A 16,528-nucleotide genomic window follows, 5' to 3' on the forward strand; every position below is an offset into this window, starting at 1 on the left:
AATGAATATTAAAAAATCACTCTTGTTTTGTCTTGCGGTCGCTATTAGCAGCCAAGCTAGCGCACATTCACGTTGGTTATTACCAAGCCACTACACTTTATCGTCAGAGCAAGGAGAGTGGATTGCCGTCGACGCAACCGCATCCAATGAAGTATTTAATGTTGATAAAGCGCTTAGTATTGACCCGTTAAGTATATTAACGCCTTCAGGCAAGAAAGCGCGGCCGTCTTCAACATACAAAGCGCATAGAAAGTCAGTAGCCGACTATTTTGTCAAGGAGAATGGCACATACAAAATCACCAGCAATGCCAGCCCTAGCTATTTTTCTAGTTATAAAGTTGGCGACAAACGCAAGCGTGCTCGTGCCAATAAGCTAGAATTAAAAACCTTAGCCCCAAGCAATGCCAGTAATTTACAAACCACTTTTGGCTTAACTCGTATAGAAACTTACATCACCATGAACAACCCTACGGAAAATTATGGTATTGATGGCAAATTTTTAGAGTTATTACCCATTACTCACCCATCAGAAATTGTTGAACAAGAGCCTGCGACTTTCGCATTTACCTATCATGGCAAGGCTCAAGCAGGGGTTGAAGTTGAAGTTATCCGTGAAGGTGTTCGTTACCGTAACGATCCTAAGGTCTTAAAACTAACCAGCAATAACAAAGGCGAAATAACATTTACGCCCGCTCAAGCAGGTCGCTATTTACTGATTGCCGAATTCCAGCAAGAAGCTAAAAACAAAGCTTTAGCTGATAAAGAGCATGGTGGAATTTTCTTAACCTTTGAAGCGCAATTACAATAAATTAACCAGCACATTAAATGTTTAAAAGGCTACCTTAATCAGTAGCCTTTTTTGTTATACTACTTAACCTAAACCAATATTGAGGTTAACGAGTATGCAAAGAAAACCTAAAGAAGAACTCTCCATTGGTGAAGTTTCCAAGCGCAGTGGCGTATCCATTTCTTCCATTCATTTTTACGAAAATAAAGGCCTTATTTGCTCGCACAGAAATAGCAGTAATCATCGTCGTTTCTCTCGCGATGTGCTGCGAAAAATATCTGTGATAAAAATAGCTCAGAAATCAGGTGTACAGTTAAAAGAAATTAAAGCGGCATTAGCCACCATTCCTGATAATAAAACCGTCACCTTAGATGATTGGAGCCGACTATCAAAGCAATGGCACCATGAATTAGACGAGCGTATTAACCAGCTCATCGCTCTACGCGATAACTTAGACAGTTGTATTGGCTGTGGTTGTTTATCAATTGAACGCTGTCGATTAGCAAACCCGTACGACACTTTAGCAGACTTAGGCCCTGGCCCACACCTCAAACCTGATGATGTTGATATTGAGCAAGCTTAATGAAAATACGAATAAAGGTTGAGCTATAAGATAGTGGGATTTGGCTGAAAACGGGCAATTTCACCTCAGTTCACGCGATTGCTTTTAGCAGGGACTTAAAATAAAAGTTAACTTGTTAGCAATAAAAAGTATTAAAATTTAGTTACATAGCTTAATTGCAACCGCTGGTTGACAAAATAACAACCTGACTTGCTAGTTTGCAACTATCTGCTTTTCTATGCTTGCAGCTCAATTACTAATAAAGGAATGACCCTTATGATATTGGCAGAAAAGATTATCAGATTAAGGAAGCAGTTTGGCTGGTCACAGGAAGAACTAGCTGAAAAAATGAATATTTCACGTCAATCAGTTTCTAAATGGGAGAGCACTAATAGCATACCCGATTTAAATAGGATAATTAGATTAGCGGAAATTTTTGAGGTTTCAACTGACTTTTTGCTGAAGGATGAAAATGAAGCATTTAACTCCTGCGATGAAAGTAAAGAAGCCAATGTTTTTCAAGTTAGCTTAGAACAAGCGAAAAAATATGTTGATAATAAGATGGAAGTGTCAGGCTTAGTCACTAAGGGAGTTGTTCTTTGTGTCTGTTCAGTGATGCCACTGTTTTTCTTTTTAGCAATGGCTGAAACGAATCGGTTAAATATGACAGGTGATATCGCAGCGGCGCTAGGTGTTGTCAGTATTTTAGTGATGGTTTCCATCGCCATAAGCTTTTTTATTAAAACTAACCAATATGAAAGCGACATCGCTGTGATCGATCACGAAGAATTTGAGTTAGCCTACGGCGTGCACAGCGTTTTCAAAGAAAAATTACAAAAATTTAGAGTGAGCTATAATCGAAGATTATCAGTAGGTATATTCATGTTCATTGTCAGTTTCGTACCTCTGATGCTTGTTAGCCTGTTCTCCAATGGTACAGATATAGTGTTAATGATGCTAAATGTACTGCTCCTTATGATAGCGATAGGAATATATATTGTGGCACCTGTCTCTGCTAAGTACGATGCATACAACAATATCCTGAAAGATAGTTTTTTAGAGACAGAAAAAAGTCAGCGTACAAAACGAGCTGAAAAACTCGCAACATTCTACTGGCCTTTGCTAACCGCTATATATCTTGGCTGGAGCTTATGGACTATGGATTGGGGAGTAACTTGGATTGTCTGGCCTGTTGGAGCTGTTCTATTCGTAGCACTGGTTGGGCTAATGGAATTATTAAATAAAGAAGACGCTTGATAACAAGGTATAAATTTATCAGCTAGACAAATTTGTTTTACTGATAAAAAAACCGAAAAGCATCACCACTTTTCGGTTTTAATTTCATCATACGCAAATGAAAAGTTAAGCGCTCTTCAACGGCTGTTTAACTTCAGTATCACTCACATGAACTTGCTCTTTCGTTTCACTATCAACGGACTCCTGCGCCAGTTCATGTGTTGTACAGGCACTACGATTTTCTGCCAACCATAAGTAAAATACCGGTAAAACAAACAAGGTAAAGAAAGTACCAATAGCCATACCTGCCACTAGAATAATACCAATACTATTTCGCGCTTCGGCACCCGCGCCAGTCACTAATACTAATGGGAAGTGACCTAGTATCGTCGCTGCCGTGGTCATTAATATCGGTCGCAAACGTGTCGTTGCCGATTCAATCACAGCATCAAACTTACACTTACCTTCTTCTTGTAAATGGTTAGCAAACTCAACAATTAAAATACCATTTTTAGCAATCAAGCCAACTAGAGTAACTAAACCAATTTGCGAATAAATATTGATCGTCGTTAATTCTAAAAACGGCAGTAATAATGCGCCTGATAAAGCTAATGGCACACAACCAAGCAAAATAACCAGTGGGTCACGATAGCTATTAAATTGAATAGCTAAGACCAAGAAAACGATCATCAAAGAAATGCCCATCACGGTAATTAAACTATTACCTTCAGTTCGAATTTGTCGTGATTCACCAGCATAATCGAGATTATAGTTATGTGGTAACACATTAGCGGCCGCCGCTTCCAAGGTTTGCAAGGCTTGCTCTTTTGTTACGCCAGGTAAAATACCACCATAAATTCTAAAAGAGTTTTGTTGGCCAAACGATCCTAAGGTTCTCGGTACCGTACGATACTTAATTTCAGTAAATGCCGACACAGGGATCAAAGCACCAGACGGTGTTTTAACCGTTAAGTCTAAGATTTTTTCTGGTTGCGCCGTGATGTTGTCAGCCACCATTGGAATAACCCGATAGGCCTTACCATTAGCATCGAAGCGGTTAACATAGTTGCTTGAAAGATACGTCGACAATTGGCTACTTACTAACGACACATTCATGCCTAAGTCAGCAATTTTCTCGCGATCAAGTTTTAATTCAATTTGTGGTAAATCGATTTTCAAATCGGTATCCGCGTAAAGAAACTGTCCACTTTGAAACGCAGCGCCAACCAATTGATCTGCATAAGACTTCATTTCGCTGTATGGCGCTGAAGACTTCACCACTAACTCAACATCAAACTGCCCTGCAGTCGGTAATGGCGAAGGCAAAATAGGTAGTAGATCTAAGCCTTCAGAATTCGTTAAACGGCCATAAACTTCTGGCAACATAGCTTGTATGCTTTTTTCGCGTTTGTCGTTACCTTCAAATTCAAGACCACCAAAACCGCCGCTACTTAATACGATTTGCCACAACTCCTTGCTGCCTTCGGTTTCCAATAGCGCATCAGCAACACTTTCAACATTTTTTTCATTGTATTCTAGTGATGCATCAGGTGGCGATTGTACGACAATAAAAACACTACTTTGATCTTCAATCGGTGCAAGTTCTTTTGCCGACATTAAATAGAAAGGCACAATCAATAGTGCAACGATTAAGGCAAGAAAGAATAACTGCCCTTGCCAATTAAAGGTTCTTTTTAGCAAACGACCATAAAAATTCTGCAAGTGTTCAAAAGCGTGGTTAACTTTTACGGTTAATTTACTTTCTTTACCACCTTCACTTGATACGTAAGCACTCATAATAGGCGATAAAGTTATCGCGACAATACCCGAAATAATCACGGCAATGGCTAAGGTGAAAGCAAACTCTTTAAATAGAACGCCAGTTAAACCCGACAAAAAGCCAATCGGTGCGTAAACCACCGCTAAGGTTAAGGTCATGGAAATAATGGGCACTAGCAATTGTCGAGAGCTCATTAAGGCCGCTTGTACGCGAGGAACGCCAGCACGCATATGTCGGGCAACATTTTCAACCACAACAATAGCATCATCCACCACTAAGCCAACGGATAAAACAATGGCTAACACGGTTAGTAGATTTAAGCTAAAACCCATTAACCAAATTGAGGCAATCGCGCCTAAAATAGAAATTGGGATAGTAATTAATGGCACCAATGCTGCTCTAAATGAGCCCATCAATAACACAACAACAATCCCTACTAACACGATAGTTTCCATTAATGTTGTGACAATTTCTTGCAAGGCATCACGCATATATAGCGTGCCGTCATAGGCAATATCTATTTTCAACTCTGGCGAATCAGCATTAATTTCGTCAAGCACTTTATAAAGCTTGTCACCTATTGAAATTTCATTAGCTCCAGGTAACGGCCACACTGAAATATAAACGGTATCTTTACCGTTGAAACGAGCGGTAGCATTAGCTTCTTCTGCGCTGTATTCAACACGAGCAACATCTTTCAAATATACTAAGGTGTCATCGCTTTGCTTAATGATCAATTGCTCAAATTCACTCACCGATGACATTTGAGTATTAGCAATAATATCAATTTTTTGACGGGAGTTTTCCGCATAGCCCAGCGTAGAAATACGGTTATTATTTGCCAACGCTTGATAAGCTTCATCGGCGCTAACATTAAAAATATTTAATCGATCCGCATCAAGCCACACTCGCATTGCCGGTGTTCTAGCTCCTTCAATACCTACCTTTTGTACACCCTCAATATTATTAATAATCGGGTTAATTTCGCGGGTTAGATAATCAGTAATTTGCGCTAAGGTTGAGCCTTCAGCAACAACATTAAGATAAAATACGGCAAATGGTCTATCGGTTCTTCTTACCGTTACAAACGGGTCTTCTGCACCCGTTGGCAGTTCAAACTTTATTTGGTTAAGGCGAGTATTTAGCTCTGCTAATGCACTGGTACTGTTTTGGTTCAGTTTAAGCCAAGCGGTGACTTTACTTTGCCCTGAGCCGGTACTTGATTCGACAAAATCAACACCTGGCACGGTAGAAGCAACACGCTCAATGGGGTCGGTAACAAAACCTTTTACTACATCAGCAGAAGCGCCAGTGTAAGTAGTGGTTATTTCCAATGATGCCCCTTCAATTTTTGGAAATTGCAGCACTGAAATAGCATTAACGGCCCATAAACCAACCAAACAAATAAAGACCGACAACACAGTCGATACTACGGGTTTACGAACAAATATGTCCATAAAACGACTCGGGGAAGATAGTTCTTTTATCATGACTAATCCTATCCGCCCATATTTTCACTATCAAAACGAGTTTTTAGCCCTTGGCGCAATTTAAATGCCCCTTTCGCCGCAATCAACTCATCTAAACTTAAGCCTTCGTTAACGATCACTTGCTCGTTAACACGGTCGCCTAAAACAACCTTCTCACGACTTGCGCGATAATCACCTTTATCGTCTTTCACTAATTTAAAAACATATTCACCTAATTGATCGCGAACAATCGCTAAACTTGGCACCACGATAACCGATTGCTCGGCCATAATAGGCACGGCAACTTTTACTAACTGGTTAGGCTTAACATTAAGCTCAGAGGTTAGTACTTTTGCGCGATACTTTAATTGGCGAGAGTCCTGCGTTAACAAAGGTTCAACCGACATGATCACCGCTTGACTACTTACGCCGACCAATGAAGAAGCACCTGACGTGGTCACTTCCACCGTGCTATTGATTGCTAATTGCGGGTAAATTTGCGGTACTTTAAAATCAACCCAAATATAATCATCAAGTCCAATTAAGTCGGTAATCTCGGTATTGCTATCAAGAAATTGGCCAACACTAATGTTGTGAATACCTATGTTGGCGTCAAATGGCGCAACAATGATTTTTTTCGCTATTACCGCTTCTAAACGGGCAATATCTGCGATAGCAATGCGATATTCAGCTTCGGCTACATCAACATTCTCTTTACTGATACGCTTTTCTTTTGCTAGTTCTTGATAGCGCGTTAACGTTTGCTTCTTTAAGGTTTTGTTCGCTCGAGCAGACGCCAATGAAGCAAGCTCTTCGGTATGTTCTAATTCAAGTAGTACTTGGCCTTTTTTAACCGTATCACCTGAAGCAATATTTAATTTCGTCACTTTGCCAGCAAGCTCATTTTTTAAAGCAATATATTTTACTGCTTGCCCTTCTCCGATCACTGACAATTGTTTTTGATAGCTAGCATTTTGAGCACGAAAGGCTTGTACTTTCGCGCTAGGCTCTGGGCCAGATTGTACTTGCTGATTAGTAGATAATGATTCTTTGTAGTAAAAGAGTCCGCCTACAGAAGCAGAGACAATAACAACAACGCTAAGCCATGGGATTAATTTCATAAAGGATTCCTAATTTAATATATCGTCGCGATTCCATGCCCACGACATTCCTGTGTTAAATTTTTTCACAGGATAAGACCTCAACCATAGTTGAGGTCAATAAATAATTTCAAAATATTTTCTATCTACAACACTATTGTATAAGTTACCTAGTATCAGAAAGCGCTAACACAGATCAAATTTCAAACATCATCAAGTTAATTATAAATTTCAAAATATTTAACTAAATAACCCGAATAAGCCATTTTTAATGCAACTAAGTATAGTTCAAGGTCGATATTAGCGAATGTTCGCCTGTCGTTTACCTTCAGTTTTGTAGGGTTATTATTGTAACACTGCTTAAGCATAAAATTTAATGGTTATTTTTCATATAATTCTATTATTTTTTAATCACTTTCAAAGATCCCTAATTTACGTCATCGCTGATGCTTTTAATGTAAAAGTAGTCGTGGCTGTTCTTTTTAAGAAATAAAAGCAAACCATTATTAGCAATAGTGGTCGAAACGGTGAGCTATCAAGATATTAACTTAGCAAAATAACAAACTGTATAGGACGATAAGATAACTATTTGTGTCTATTACCGATAATTAACTTAGGATAATATAAATTTACCACTATGCATTCAGGCCGTTATAACAAAAATACAGGAGTACACCTTGTTTAAACCACGCTCATTACTATCATCTGCGCTAATAAGCACAGCACTTTTATCTTTGGCTCCTTACGGTGCCGCGAACGCAAAAAGTAATACAATTAGTCAGGTTGCAAAAACAACGGCCGATTACGCCGTTTCGACTTACCAAACAGATATGGTTGATAGCTTACGTGAACTCGTTAAGTACAACACCTTAGCAATAGACGGTATTTCAGCCAATGATAATCCAGCGCATATTGCCTTTAAAGCCGAGTTGAAAAAGCAAGCACAAGCATTAGGTTTAGATTATAACGATGATGGTTATGTGGTAGTTATTGGTTTGGGAAACCAACAAGAGCGAGTCGGCATTATTACCCATGGCGACGTGCAACCGGTTAATCCTGCCAAATGGAAAAAGTCACCTTTTGAACTTGATACCACGACAGAGCCTGGTCGATTAATTGGCCGTGGTACTGAAGATGACAAGGGGCCCATCTCCACGGCGCTTTATGCAATGAAGGCAATAAAAGACCAAGGCATTACCCTTAATAAGCGTATTGAACTCTATGTTTATATGGCTGAAGAATCTGACTGGGAGCCTTTAAAAGCTTATATAAAAACTCATGAATTACCACAAACTAACATCACCATTGATGCCGAATACCCTGTAGTTACTGCCGAAAAAGGTTATGGCACCATTAAATTAGCTTTTAACAAAAAAACGCTGCCAACTATCTCTCCTTATATCAGTGAGTTCAGTGGCGGCTTTTTTGGTAGCCAAATTCCTGAAGACGCCAGCGTGACGATCGAAAATGCCAATATCGTATTGTTACAACGATTGATGCGAAAAGCACGCGGCTATAAAGGGGTTAATTTTGATCTCGAACTCAAAGACAGCACCTTGACCATTAGTGCTTTAGGAAAATCAGCACATTCTTCAAAACCTGCTGACGGTGTTAATGCCATTCCTTACTTAGCCGATTTACTTTCAAGAACGCGTTGGGTAAACAATGGCCCTGGTACATTAGTTAACTTCATTAATGATAATATTGGCCTAGGTTTAGAAGGAAAAAAATTCGGTAATATCGCTTATCAAGATGATTTTATGGGACCAATGACAGTTGCTCCAACGGTGATTAAACAACACGATGACAGCATAGAATTAAATATTAACCTGCGCCGTCCACAAGGCAAAAGCAAACAGCAACTTAGCGATGAAATTCATCAAGCGGTAGTCAATTGGAACAACAAATTTGATGCTAATGTGACTGAGCTAGAACATTATATTGGCGACCCATTTATTCAAAAAGATGCGCCACATGTGGACACTTTATTATCGGTATTTAGCCATTTTACTGGTATTAAAGATGCTAAACCTATTGCAATTGGTGGTGGTACAAACTCACGTTTATTCCCCAATGCGGTAAGTTTTGGCCCTTCGATGCCAAATACTGAGTACACCGGCCATTCAGAGCATGAATTTATCACCATGGAACAATTTGTTTTAAATTTAAGAATGTATACCGCAGTATTAATTGAACTAGCCAGATAGCTAAACTTACTATGAACACCTTAGGTTATTTAACCTAGGTGTTCATAGTCATTATTTTTAAAGCCGCTCTAGCTAGGCTATTAACTGGCGCAGTTTTGAATCATTAAAATACGGCGCTAAAAACTTGCAAAGCAAGTAATCGCACCTTATTAATGGCACTCACACGAATGACTATCATGCTGACATAATCGATAGTTCCAAAAGTGAGCTAAAGCAATGAGTAACGCTCCCGATAGCGTTAGTGCTTTTTCCATAACTTCACCAAACCCTATCGCCTCACCTGCAACAGCAATAACCATCAATGCCAGCCCAATTAAACCTATTGAAGCAACGTGAAATTTTCGATGCTTTTTACAGCCAAGCGTTAATGAAAACAAGCTTATTGGTAGCACGCCTACTACCATCCAAAAGTGCAATGACTCAGATCCCAGTGGCAAACTAGCAAAAGCAGGTATTAAAACAATTAGCATAGGTGTGGCAAAGCAGTGTACGGCGCATAAAACAGATAAACCGATCGCTATTTTATCTGCTGGTTTTTGAAGTTCATTCATCGAAATTGTCCTATTGATGGGCACTTAATTGCTTAATCAAATGCTTTATTATTACGGTAGCCTTACCGACTAAAAGATATGATACAACATAACATTCTATTTGTAAAAACGATACGACACCACCCGTTTTATTAAGTTAGGGAAATATTTTGCAGGTATAGCTAATTTCGAATGAAATGCCATATTGTTACTGCGCATACACCTAAGCGCATGTATTACCGGAGATTAGGAAATTTTTACTAAGCGTGACGATATACACGTAAACCTAATTAAAAAGTATCGTCTTTCAGTCTATTTCTTTAGTGAGTTTTCTTGATTGGGCTAGGGGCTGTTGAACTTTGTTTATATTTTCAGCAATAGGTTATTTTTAACGTTAGCAAAGCAGAATGAACGATGTTTGGTTGTTCCAAATAAGTGAGGTTCTAATGCTGCTAACGTTAAAAATAGTCATTGCCCAAAGGGCTGAGTCTAAAATTGCCTTACTTTGCGTTGAAAATGACTGATTTAGATGACTAAATTGCACCATTTTCGTCTTAATTAAGGCAATTTTAATTCTCAGCTGAATTAATAAACAAAGATCAACAGCCCCTAGGCGCGAATAACAATTAACACCTCCCCCCATCTGCTACATGAAAACTAAACATGCTAGCAACATTATTAAAGAAACTGAAAAGTTAACTCATTTCCTTTAAGACCATTTTTATTGCCATACGGGTATCATCTATATTACTGACCAGTTCAGTAACCACGTCTTCTTCTGTTTTCATTAAATGCCATGAGTCGGCCCATGTCGCTTTAATCACTAGCGCTTTTTCAGCAACATTTGGCGCAATTAAAGCGCTCAAGTCGACCACTAAGCCGACCTTAACCCAACCCTTTCTGGGATTACCTTCAATAATATCGTTATCATAATGTGCCGATAAAATAATATGCTCTAATTCTCCTAAATGAGAAAGCACTTCAAACGCTGCGGTACGAACATTATTATTTTCTTCACTAACTTCCATCCGCCATGCATTGTAGCTAAAGCCAAGTAAGGCAAATAGCACACTAAACACACTCATGATGTAATAAAATTTTAATTTTTCTTTCAAATTCTTCAATTTGAATACCTCTTAAATACCATGGCGTAGCAAACCCACAAACTGATTATTATTGTTGCATAAATCGATAATTAACTATTCGCTCAAAATAGACCGATTAATTTCAACAACTTATTCATTGAATTTAAGCCAAATTGCAATTTTTATCCAATTGAATAAGCTGATAGTAAGTAATCATGCTATACGAAACACAATTGCTATAGCCGTTCGTATCAGTACAGGATATTATTTACCAAAATCATTAAAGTGTTCATGTTATGAAGAAAGTATGTGTTGTTACCGGTGGTAGTTCAGGCATTGGCTTAAGCATAGTTAAGTTATTTTTAGCCAAGCAATATCAGGTATTTAATTTAGATATTTCACCGTCAACATATGGTGAGTTTTGCCAATGCGATATCACTAAGGTGACTGAAGTCAGTCAGATTATCGATGGTATTGCTCAACAAGGCACTATCGATGTATTAGTCTCTAACGCCGGTATTCATTTTTCTGGCTCTATCGAAAATACCAGTGAAGCTGATTTAGAACGTGTTTTTAACATCAATGTTAAAGGCGCATACGCGGCCGTAAAATCAGTATTACCAATCATGAAGAAACAACAAAATGGTGCCATTATTTTGATGGCATCAGATCAAGCATTAATCGCCAAACATAATTCCTTTGCCTACAACCTCAGTAAAGCAGCGTTAGCTTCAATGGCAAAAACAACCGCGCTTGACTATGCACAGTTTAACATTCGTGCCAATGCCGTATGTCCTGGTACTATCGAAACGCCACTCTATCATCAAGCCATTAATAACTATTGTGAAAAGTCTGGCGCTAATAAAGCGGAAGTACATGCTGAGGAAGCGGCATTACAACCATTAGGAAGACTCGGGCAAGCAGAAGAAGTCGCGGAGTTGGTGTACTTTCTCGCGTCTGATAAAGCAAAATTTATCACTGGCAGCTTACAAGTGATCGATGGCGGTTATACCGCACAATAGCCATTATGAAAATAATCGATCCTCATTTACATTTATTCGATCTAAATAAAGGTCAATATCACTGGTTAAAAGCGGCAAACCCGCCCTTTTGGCCTGATAAGTCTGTTATTGCAAAAAACTTTGTTGAGCAAGATCTTCATCTTGCATCGCCACTAAAGTTAGCCGGTTATGTTCATATTGAAGCGGGATTTGATAATCAGCAACCCTGGCGTGAAATTCAATGGTTAGAGCAAAATTGCCAAGGAAATTTCCGTTCGGTTGCTAGTCTCGACATTACCTTAGACCCTAAAATGTTTTCACAGCAACTCGACAAGTTATTAAGTTATCAAAGTGTTGTCGGTATTCGCCATATCTTAGATGATGACGCGCTAACCATACTTAATGACAAAAATAGTGAGTATAACTTGCAGCAACTTGCAGAGCGAAAGCTCAGCTTTGAGTTACAACTGTCGCTTGAAAATGGCAAAGTGATTAATCGATTGGTCGAGATTATTTCAGCAACGCCAGCGCTAATTTACTGCATAAATCACGCAGGTTGGCCGCCACTTAAACTTGAAAAAGCAAAAAACAATTCGCTATGCTGGCAAGAAAATATTAAAAAGTTAAGTCAATTTAATAATGTTTATATTAAATGCTCTGGTTATGAAATGGCGGATAGGCAATACTCTAGGCAGTGGCAAGAAAATATTATTGCACTATGTATTGCTAGTTTTGGTATATCTAGAGTGATGCTGGCCAGTAATTTTCCATTAAGTTTATGGCATAGTCAGTATCAACAAACTTGGTTAAACCTTATTAATTTGCAGTACAGTAAAAATGATTTAGCCAAACTTTGTTATAACAATGCCTATGACTTTTATAAATTTAACCAACAAGATTAATTCTGATACTTTAGTCTTTAGGTATTCTGCGTAATAGCAATGTCATCAAACTAGGTTATAAGTGACGTATATATGATAAATATTGAAAATTGTATCATCGAACATCCAATAGAAGGCTTAGATATTAGCAAATGGCAGCAACTTGTTAATATGATGGCCGAGCTATTTGATGCCGCCAGTGGCGTAATTGTTCAATACCGACAAGAAACTTTCAATGTCGTTGCAACCAGTGAAAACGATGATAATTTTTTGAGAGTAAATGCCAGTTGGCCTTGGGATATCAAAAGTTTTTGTCGGCGTATTGTTGAAACCAACGACAAGCTCTATGTTAACAATGCTCAAGCCGATGAAGAATGGGCTTGTGCACCCCCAGTTTCTGACGGCCCAGTCAGATCCTATTTAGGTTATCCACTATATTGGCCAAATGGCTCGCTATTCGGTTCATTCTGCGTGATAGATACTAAACCAACAAACTACTCTGAGCCGTTAAATAAAATGCTCGGGCAACTTAAACTCATTGTAGAAAGTGAGCTACGTCACGTTGCCAACATATTAGAAACTAAAGCATTATTAGCAGAAAAAATAGCCCAAGAACAACAGTTAAAAAAATTAGCCCTTTATGACCAGTTAACTGAGTGTGCCAATAGAAATTTATTAACCGAACGCATTAAATACCAAATAGCACAGGCGGATAGAAACGAGTCACAGTTTAGCCTAATATATTTTGATCTTGATAAATTTAAACCCATTAATGATAACTACGGCCACCAATGTGGTGATGCTGTGCTTACAAATATCGCAAAACACGTAAAAGCTGTGGTGCGCGAAACCGATACAGTGGCAAGGATCGGTGGTGATGAATTTGTTATTGTCATGAACAAAAAAATTAACGACGATAAGATTAAACAAAAACTACTAGATGTTATAGAGACACCTATGCAATGCAGTGGCGTCACGGTTTCTGTTACCGCAAGTATAGGTATTGCGACTTACCCTGATAACGGCAAAACCATGAAAGCCCTATTGGCTTCTGCAGACGCCGATATGTACCAGAGCAAAACAAAAAAACTTGCCTGAGAACAAAATAGTTCTCGCCATATAACGTGATTTACCGCAAAATATTTATCTATTATCGCTAATAAAAAGAAAACTATTTCACTATGGATGCATTCGATAAAAAAATACTGAAAATATTGCAACTCGACTGCACCGCGTCAGTTAGCGATGTCGCTGATCAAGTTGGCTTATCAACCACGCCATGTTGGCGCCGTATTCAAGCCATGGAGAAAAATGGCATCATTAAAGGGCGAGTTGCACTCGCTGATCCTGAAAAACTTAATGTCGGTTTAACGGTATTTGTCACCATCAAAACCAATCAACATAACCCTAAATGGCTAAGCGAATTTAGAAAGGTCGCGGAAGATTTTCCAGAAATTATCGAATTTTACCGTATGAGTGGCGAAGTTGATTACCTGTTACGCGTCGCCGTGCCAGACATGAAAGCTTACGACCACTTTTACAAACGTTTAATTACCCGAGCAAGTTTTGCTGACATTAGTTCAAGTTTTGCCATGGAAGAAATTAAATACACCACCGCTTTGCCGATTGACTATATTTAACTCCACTCGAGCACCAAAAACCTTACTTAAGCCAACAAGAAAAAGGGAGTATAAACTCCCTGATCAAATCATCTAAATATCGTTCTAACAAAGCCTATTTCAGCGCATTGACTGTCACATTAGGTGAACGTTTCACCACATCATCATTTAGCTCTATACCGATACCCGGTGTGTCTGGTGCTTGGAAGAAGCCGTTTTCTGGTTGTGGGTCTTGAATACATAGTTCACGGTTCCAATCTTTAATCGCATAAGTATGATGCTCATGAATTAAAAAGTTTGGAATAGCAGTTTCTAAATGTAATGACGCAGCCGTAGCCACAGGGCCGCCGCATACATGGGCTTGAATACGAATATCGTAAACATCAGCATAATCACAGACTTTCTTCGCTTCAGTAAAACCGCCACATAAACCAATATCCGGCTGTAGAACATCAATGCTTTGATCTTCAAAGTATGGCCTAGCATCCCAACGGTGATAAAGACGCTCACCACCAGCAATAGGTACATTAACATTATCCGCCACTTTTTTATGTACCGCAGAATTCAAGTAATTCACTGGCTCTTCGTAGAACATACAACCGACTTCTTCAATCACTTTGCCCATTTGAATTGCCGATGCCGCCCCCATTAGTGAGTGTGATTCAAAAATAATATCAACATCTTCGCCAACAGCATCACGAATAGCACCTAAGCGATTACCAAATAAGCGCATTTGTTTCGGAGTGAAAAGCTTTGTGCGATCAAAGGACGAACTGCCATCTTGGTTATAAACAATAGGATCAACTTTTACCGCATCGTAACCTTGTGCCACCGCTTTTAACGCCGCTTCTGCATATTGCGCGGGCTCAATCAACTTATTAACTTGTTCATCCCAATCAAACTGCAACTGACTAGCATAAGTGCGTAACTTGTCATTGGTTTTACCGCCTAATAATTGATAAACCGGTAACCCTAACGCTTTGCCTTTAATATCCCATAAAGCAGTATCTATCGCGCTCATTGCAGAATATAAAACCGGCCCACCACCTAAGCCCCAAAAGCTTTCTCGCAACATACGTGACCAAAGCAATTCGGTATTAAATGGATTAAAGCCAATTAATACCGCTTCGCTAATTTCTTTTAGCATCGCTGCTGCCGCACTGTGTCCCCAGTCATAAGCAAGACCTGCCTCACCAACGCCAGTAATACCTTCATCGGTATGCACACGAATAAATACTGGATTCCAACCCGGACGTTTTGGGCATTCAATATCAAAAATTTCTACATGAGTAACTTTCATTATTTTCTCTTTAACTTCTTATTTTTTAATTTATCTGCTTGCACTAATTTTCTTGAGTCTACAAAGCAAAGCTTGGGTCATCTTTGTATACCCTGCGTAACATCGCAGGCCAGGCCTTTTGGCCGCCGGTTAATCCGGTATGAACAATGTTGGCTTGCGCTTTAATGCCATCAACAATGCTTTGCTCAACCAATATCGGTTCCATACCTGTCGACATCACCTGCACTTGAATTTGGCAAGCGCGGATTAAATCGTACATATGCATAAAGGCATCACCGACGGTTTTGCCCATAGTTAACGCGCCATGATTACGTAGCAACATAAAGTTTTTATCACCTAAATCTTGTTGCAAACGCTGCTTTTCTTCATCATTAACCGCCAGCCCTTCATAGTCGTGATAACTCATCGAGGCCAAGGCGAACATAGAATACTGACTGATAGGTAACAGCCCTTCTTTTAAACTCGCCACCGCAATGGCTTCATTGCAATGCACATGTAAAGCACAAATGTCATCATGGCGAACTTCATGAATGGCGCTATGAATAGTAAAACCGGCCGGGTTGAACTCAAACGGGCTATCAGCATCAACAATATTGCCTGCCATATCAATTTTGACTAAATTCGAGGCGGTAATTTCATCAAACCTTAAGCCAAAGGCATTGATCAGTACGTGCTCGGTACCGGGAATTCGCACTGAAACATGGGTATAAATTAAGTCATCCCAACCGTGCAAGGCAATTAAGCGATAACATGCCGCTAAATCGACTCTAAGTTGCCATTCTTGTGCTGATACTTTATTTTTTAAATCAATAACGGGTAGCTCTAACATCGGCTTTAACTAGCTATTCCTTTTCGTCGTTAAACATTGCTATTCAAAATATTTGATAAGATGGATGATATTTGTGCTACAAACATATCCTATGATGAAGCTGAGTTAAAGCACCAGATATTCTTACTTAGATCAAAAAAGG

Annotated in this window: 14 protein-coding genes; 8 read left to right on the top strand and 6 right to left on the bottom strand. The window is 39.1% G+C overall.

Translation table 11 applies throughout. From position 1 onward, the window contains the following. Position 1: 1 nt before the first annotated feature. The 3 genes from AC27JP_RS01945 to AC27JP_RS01955 all read left to right on the top strand — a co-directional run bounded on the left by AC27JP_RS01945 (position 2) and on the right by AC27JP_RS01955 (position 2,606). Positions 2 to 808 carry a DUF4198 domain-containing protein gene (locus tag AC27JP_RS01945; RefSeq protein ID WP_487111752.1) on the top strand — a complete coding sequence of 269 codons (807 nt, stop codon included), beginning with the start codon at positions 2 to 4 and terminating at the stop codon, positions 806 to 808. 94 nt (positions 809 to 902) lie between these two features. Beyond that, positions 903 to 1,370: a redox-sensitive transcriptional activator SoxR gene (gene soxR / locus AC27JP_RS01950; RefSeq protein WP_487111753.1), complete on the top strand. Its 468-nt coding sequence runs from the start codon at positions 903 to 905 to the stop codon at positions 1,368 to 1,370. A gap of 255 nt (positions 1,371 to 1,625) precedes the next feature. Continuing rightward, the gene (locus AC27JP_RS01955; RefSeq protein ID WP_487111754.1) at positions 1,626 to 2,606 is read left to right on the top strand and encodes a helix-turn-helix domain-containing protein; all 981 of its coding nucleotides are present in this window, start codon (positions 1,626 to 1,628) and stop codon (positions 2,604 to 2,606) included. 105 nt (positions 2,607 to 2,711) lie between these two features. Here the strand turns inward: AC27JP_RS01955 and AC27JP_RS01960 are convergent, their stop codons facing one another. Next, positions 2,712 to 5,855: an efflux RND transporter permease subunit gene (locus AC27JP_RS01960; protein ID WP_487111755.1), complete on the bottom strand. Its 3,144-nt coding sequence runs from the start codon at positions 5,853 to 5,855 to the stop codon at positions 2,712 to 2,714. Positions 5,856 to 5,863: 8 nt separating this feature from the next. Beyond that, positions 5,864 to 6,955 carry an efflux RND transporter periplasmic adaptor subunit gene (locus AC27JP_RS01965; protein ID WP_487111756.1) on the bottom strand — a complete coding sequence of 364 codons (1,092 nt, stop codon included), beginning with the start codon at positions 6,953 to 6,955 and terminating at the stop codon, positions 5,864 to 5,866. 656 nt (positions 6,956 to 7,611) lie between these two features. Between AC27JP_RS01965 and AC27JP_RS01970 the strand changes: the two genes are divergently transcribed. Then, positions 7,612 to 9,141: a dipeptidase gene (locus AC27JP_RS01970; protein WP_487111757.1), complete on the top strand. Its 1,530-nt coding sequence runs from the start codon at positions 7,612 to 7,614 to the stop codon at positions 9,139 to 9,141. 149 nt (positions 9,142 to 9,290) lie between these two features. On the opposite strand, the gene AC27JP_RS01975 is transcribed toward AC27JP_RS01970, so the two are convergent. Further along, a complete protein-coding gene (locus tag AC27JP_RS01975) occupies positions 9,291 to 9,692 on the bottom strand; it encodes a MerC domain-containing protein (RefSeq protein WP_487111758.1) in 402 nt (133 codons plus the stop codon). A gap of 674 nt (positions 9,693 to 10,366) precedes the next feature. Next, positions 10,367 to 10,795, bottom strand: a complete 429-nt coding sequence (locus AC27JP_RS01980; RefSeq protein ID WP_487111759.1) for a hypothetical protein — start codon at positions 10,793 to 10,795, stop codon at positions 10,367 to 10,369. A 257-nt stretch (positions 10,796 to 11,052) separates the two neighbouring features. Here AC27JP_RS01980 and AC27JP_RS01985 point away from each other — a divergent pair, with 257 nt between their 5' ends. The 4 genes from AC27JP_RS01985 to AC27JP_RS02000 all read left to right on the top strand — a co-directional run bounded on the left by AC27JP_RS01985 (position 11,053) and on the right by AC27JP_RS02000 (position 14,278). Beyond that, positions 11,053 to 11,778, top strand: a complete 726-nt coding sequence (locus AC27JP_RS01985; protein ID WP_487111760.1) for an SDR family NAD(P)-dependent oxidoreductase — start codon at positions 11,053 to 11,055, stop codon at positions 11,776 to 11,778. A 5-nt stretch (positions 11,779 to 11,783) separates the two neighbouring features. Beyond that, a complete protein-coding gene (locus AC27JP_RS01990) occupies positions 11,784 to 12,659 on the top strand; it encodes an amidohydrolase family protein (RefSeq protein ID WP_487111761.1) in 876 nt (291 codons plus the stop codon). Positions 12,660 to 12,731: 72 nt separating this feature from the next. After that, positions 12,732 to 13,736, top strand: coding sequence for a diguanylate cyclase domain-containing protein (locus AC27JP_RS01995; protein WP_487111762.1), 1,005 nt, complete (start codon positions 12,732 to 12,734; stop codon positions 13,734 to 13,736). Between the two features lie 83 nt (positions 13,737 to 13,819). Next, the gene (locus AC27JP_RS02000) at positions 13,820 to 14,278 is read left to right on the top strand and encodes an Lrp/AsnC family transcriptional regulator (protein ID WP_487111763.1); all 459 of its coding nucleotides are present in this window, start codon (positions 13,820 to 13,822) and stop codon (positions 14,276 to 14,278) included. A 94-nt stretch (positions 14,279 to 14,372) separates the two neighbouring features. Here AC27JP_RS02000 and AC27JP_RS02005 read toward each other — a convergent pair whose 3' ends face one another. Beyond that, a complete protein-coding gene (locus AC27JP_RS02005) occupies positions 14,373 to 15,557 on the bottom strand; it encodes a mandelate racemase/muconate lactonizing enzyme family protein (protein WP_487111764.1) in 1,185 nt (394 codons plus the stop codon). Between the two features lie 58 nt (positions 15,558 to 15,615). Then, positions 15,616 to 16,386 (bottom strand): class II aldolase/adducin family protein, encoded by a 771-nt coding sequence (locus tag AC27JP_RS02010; protein WP_487111765.1) that lies wholly within the window; start codon positions 16,384 to 16,386, stop codon positions 15,616 to 15,618. Positions 16,387 to 16,528 lie beyond the last annotated feature (142 nt).

It is taken from the genome of Colwellia sp. SU-HH01172, assembly GCF_057553355.1.

What these genes read in the sequence shown, in the direction of transcription:
- AC27JP_RS01945 (WP_487111752.1), top strand. Translation starts at nt 2, where the DNA reads ATGAATATTAAAAAATCACTCTTGTTTTGTCTTGCGGTCGCTATTAGC.
- AC27JP_RS01990 (WP_487111761.1), top strand. Translation starts at nt 11,784, where the DNA reads ATGAAAATAATCGATCCTCATTTACATTTATTCGATCTAAATAAAGGT.
- AC27JP_RS01995 (WP_487111762.1), top strand. Translation starts at nt 12,732, where the DNA reads ATGATAAATATTGAAAATTGTATCATCGAACATCCAATAGAAGGCTTA.
- AC27JP_RS02000 (WP_487111763.1), top strand. Translation starts at nt 13,820, where the DNA reads ATGGATGCATTCGATAAAAAAATACTGAAAATATTGCAACTCGACTGC.
- AC27JP_RS01955 (WP_487111754.1), top strand. Translation starts at nt 1,626, where the DNA reads ATGATATTGGCAGAAAAGATTATCAGATTAAGGAAGCAGTTTGGCTGG.
- AC27JP_RS01960 (WP_487111755.1), bottom strand. Translation starts at nt 5,855, where the DNA reads ATGATAAAAGAACTATCTTCCCCGAGTCGTTTTATGGACATATTTGTT.
- AC27JP_RS02005 (WP_487111764.1), bottom strand. Translation starts at nt 15,557, where the DNA reads ATGAAAGTTACTCATGTAGAAATTTTTGATATTGAATGCCCAAAACGT.
- AC27JP_RS01965 (WP_487111756.1), bottom strand. Translation starts at nt 6,955, where the DNA reads ATGAAATTAATCCCATGGCTTAGCGTTGTTGTTATTGTCTCTGCTTCT.
- AC27JP_RS01985 (WP_487111760.1), top strand. Translation starts at nt 11,053, where the DNA reads ATGAAGAAAGTATGTGTTGTTACCGGTGGTAGTTCAGGCATTGGCTTA.
- AC27JP_RS02010 (WP_487111765.1), bottom strand. Translation starts at nt 16,386, where the DNA reads ATGTTAGAGCTACCCGTTATTGATTTAAAAAATAAAGTATCAGCACAA.
- soxR (WP_487111753.1), top strand. Translation starts at nt 903, where the DNA reads ATGCAAAGAAAACCTAAAGAAGAACTCTCCATTGGTGAAGTTTCCAAG.
- AC27JP_RS01975 (WP_487111758.1), bottom strand. Translation starts at nt 9,692, where the DNA reads ATGAATGAACTTCAAAAACCAGCAGATAAAATAGCGATCGGTTTATCT.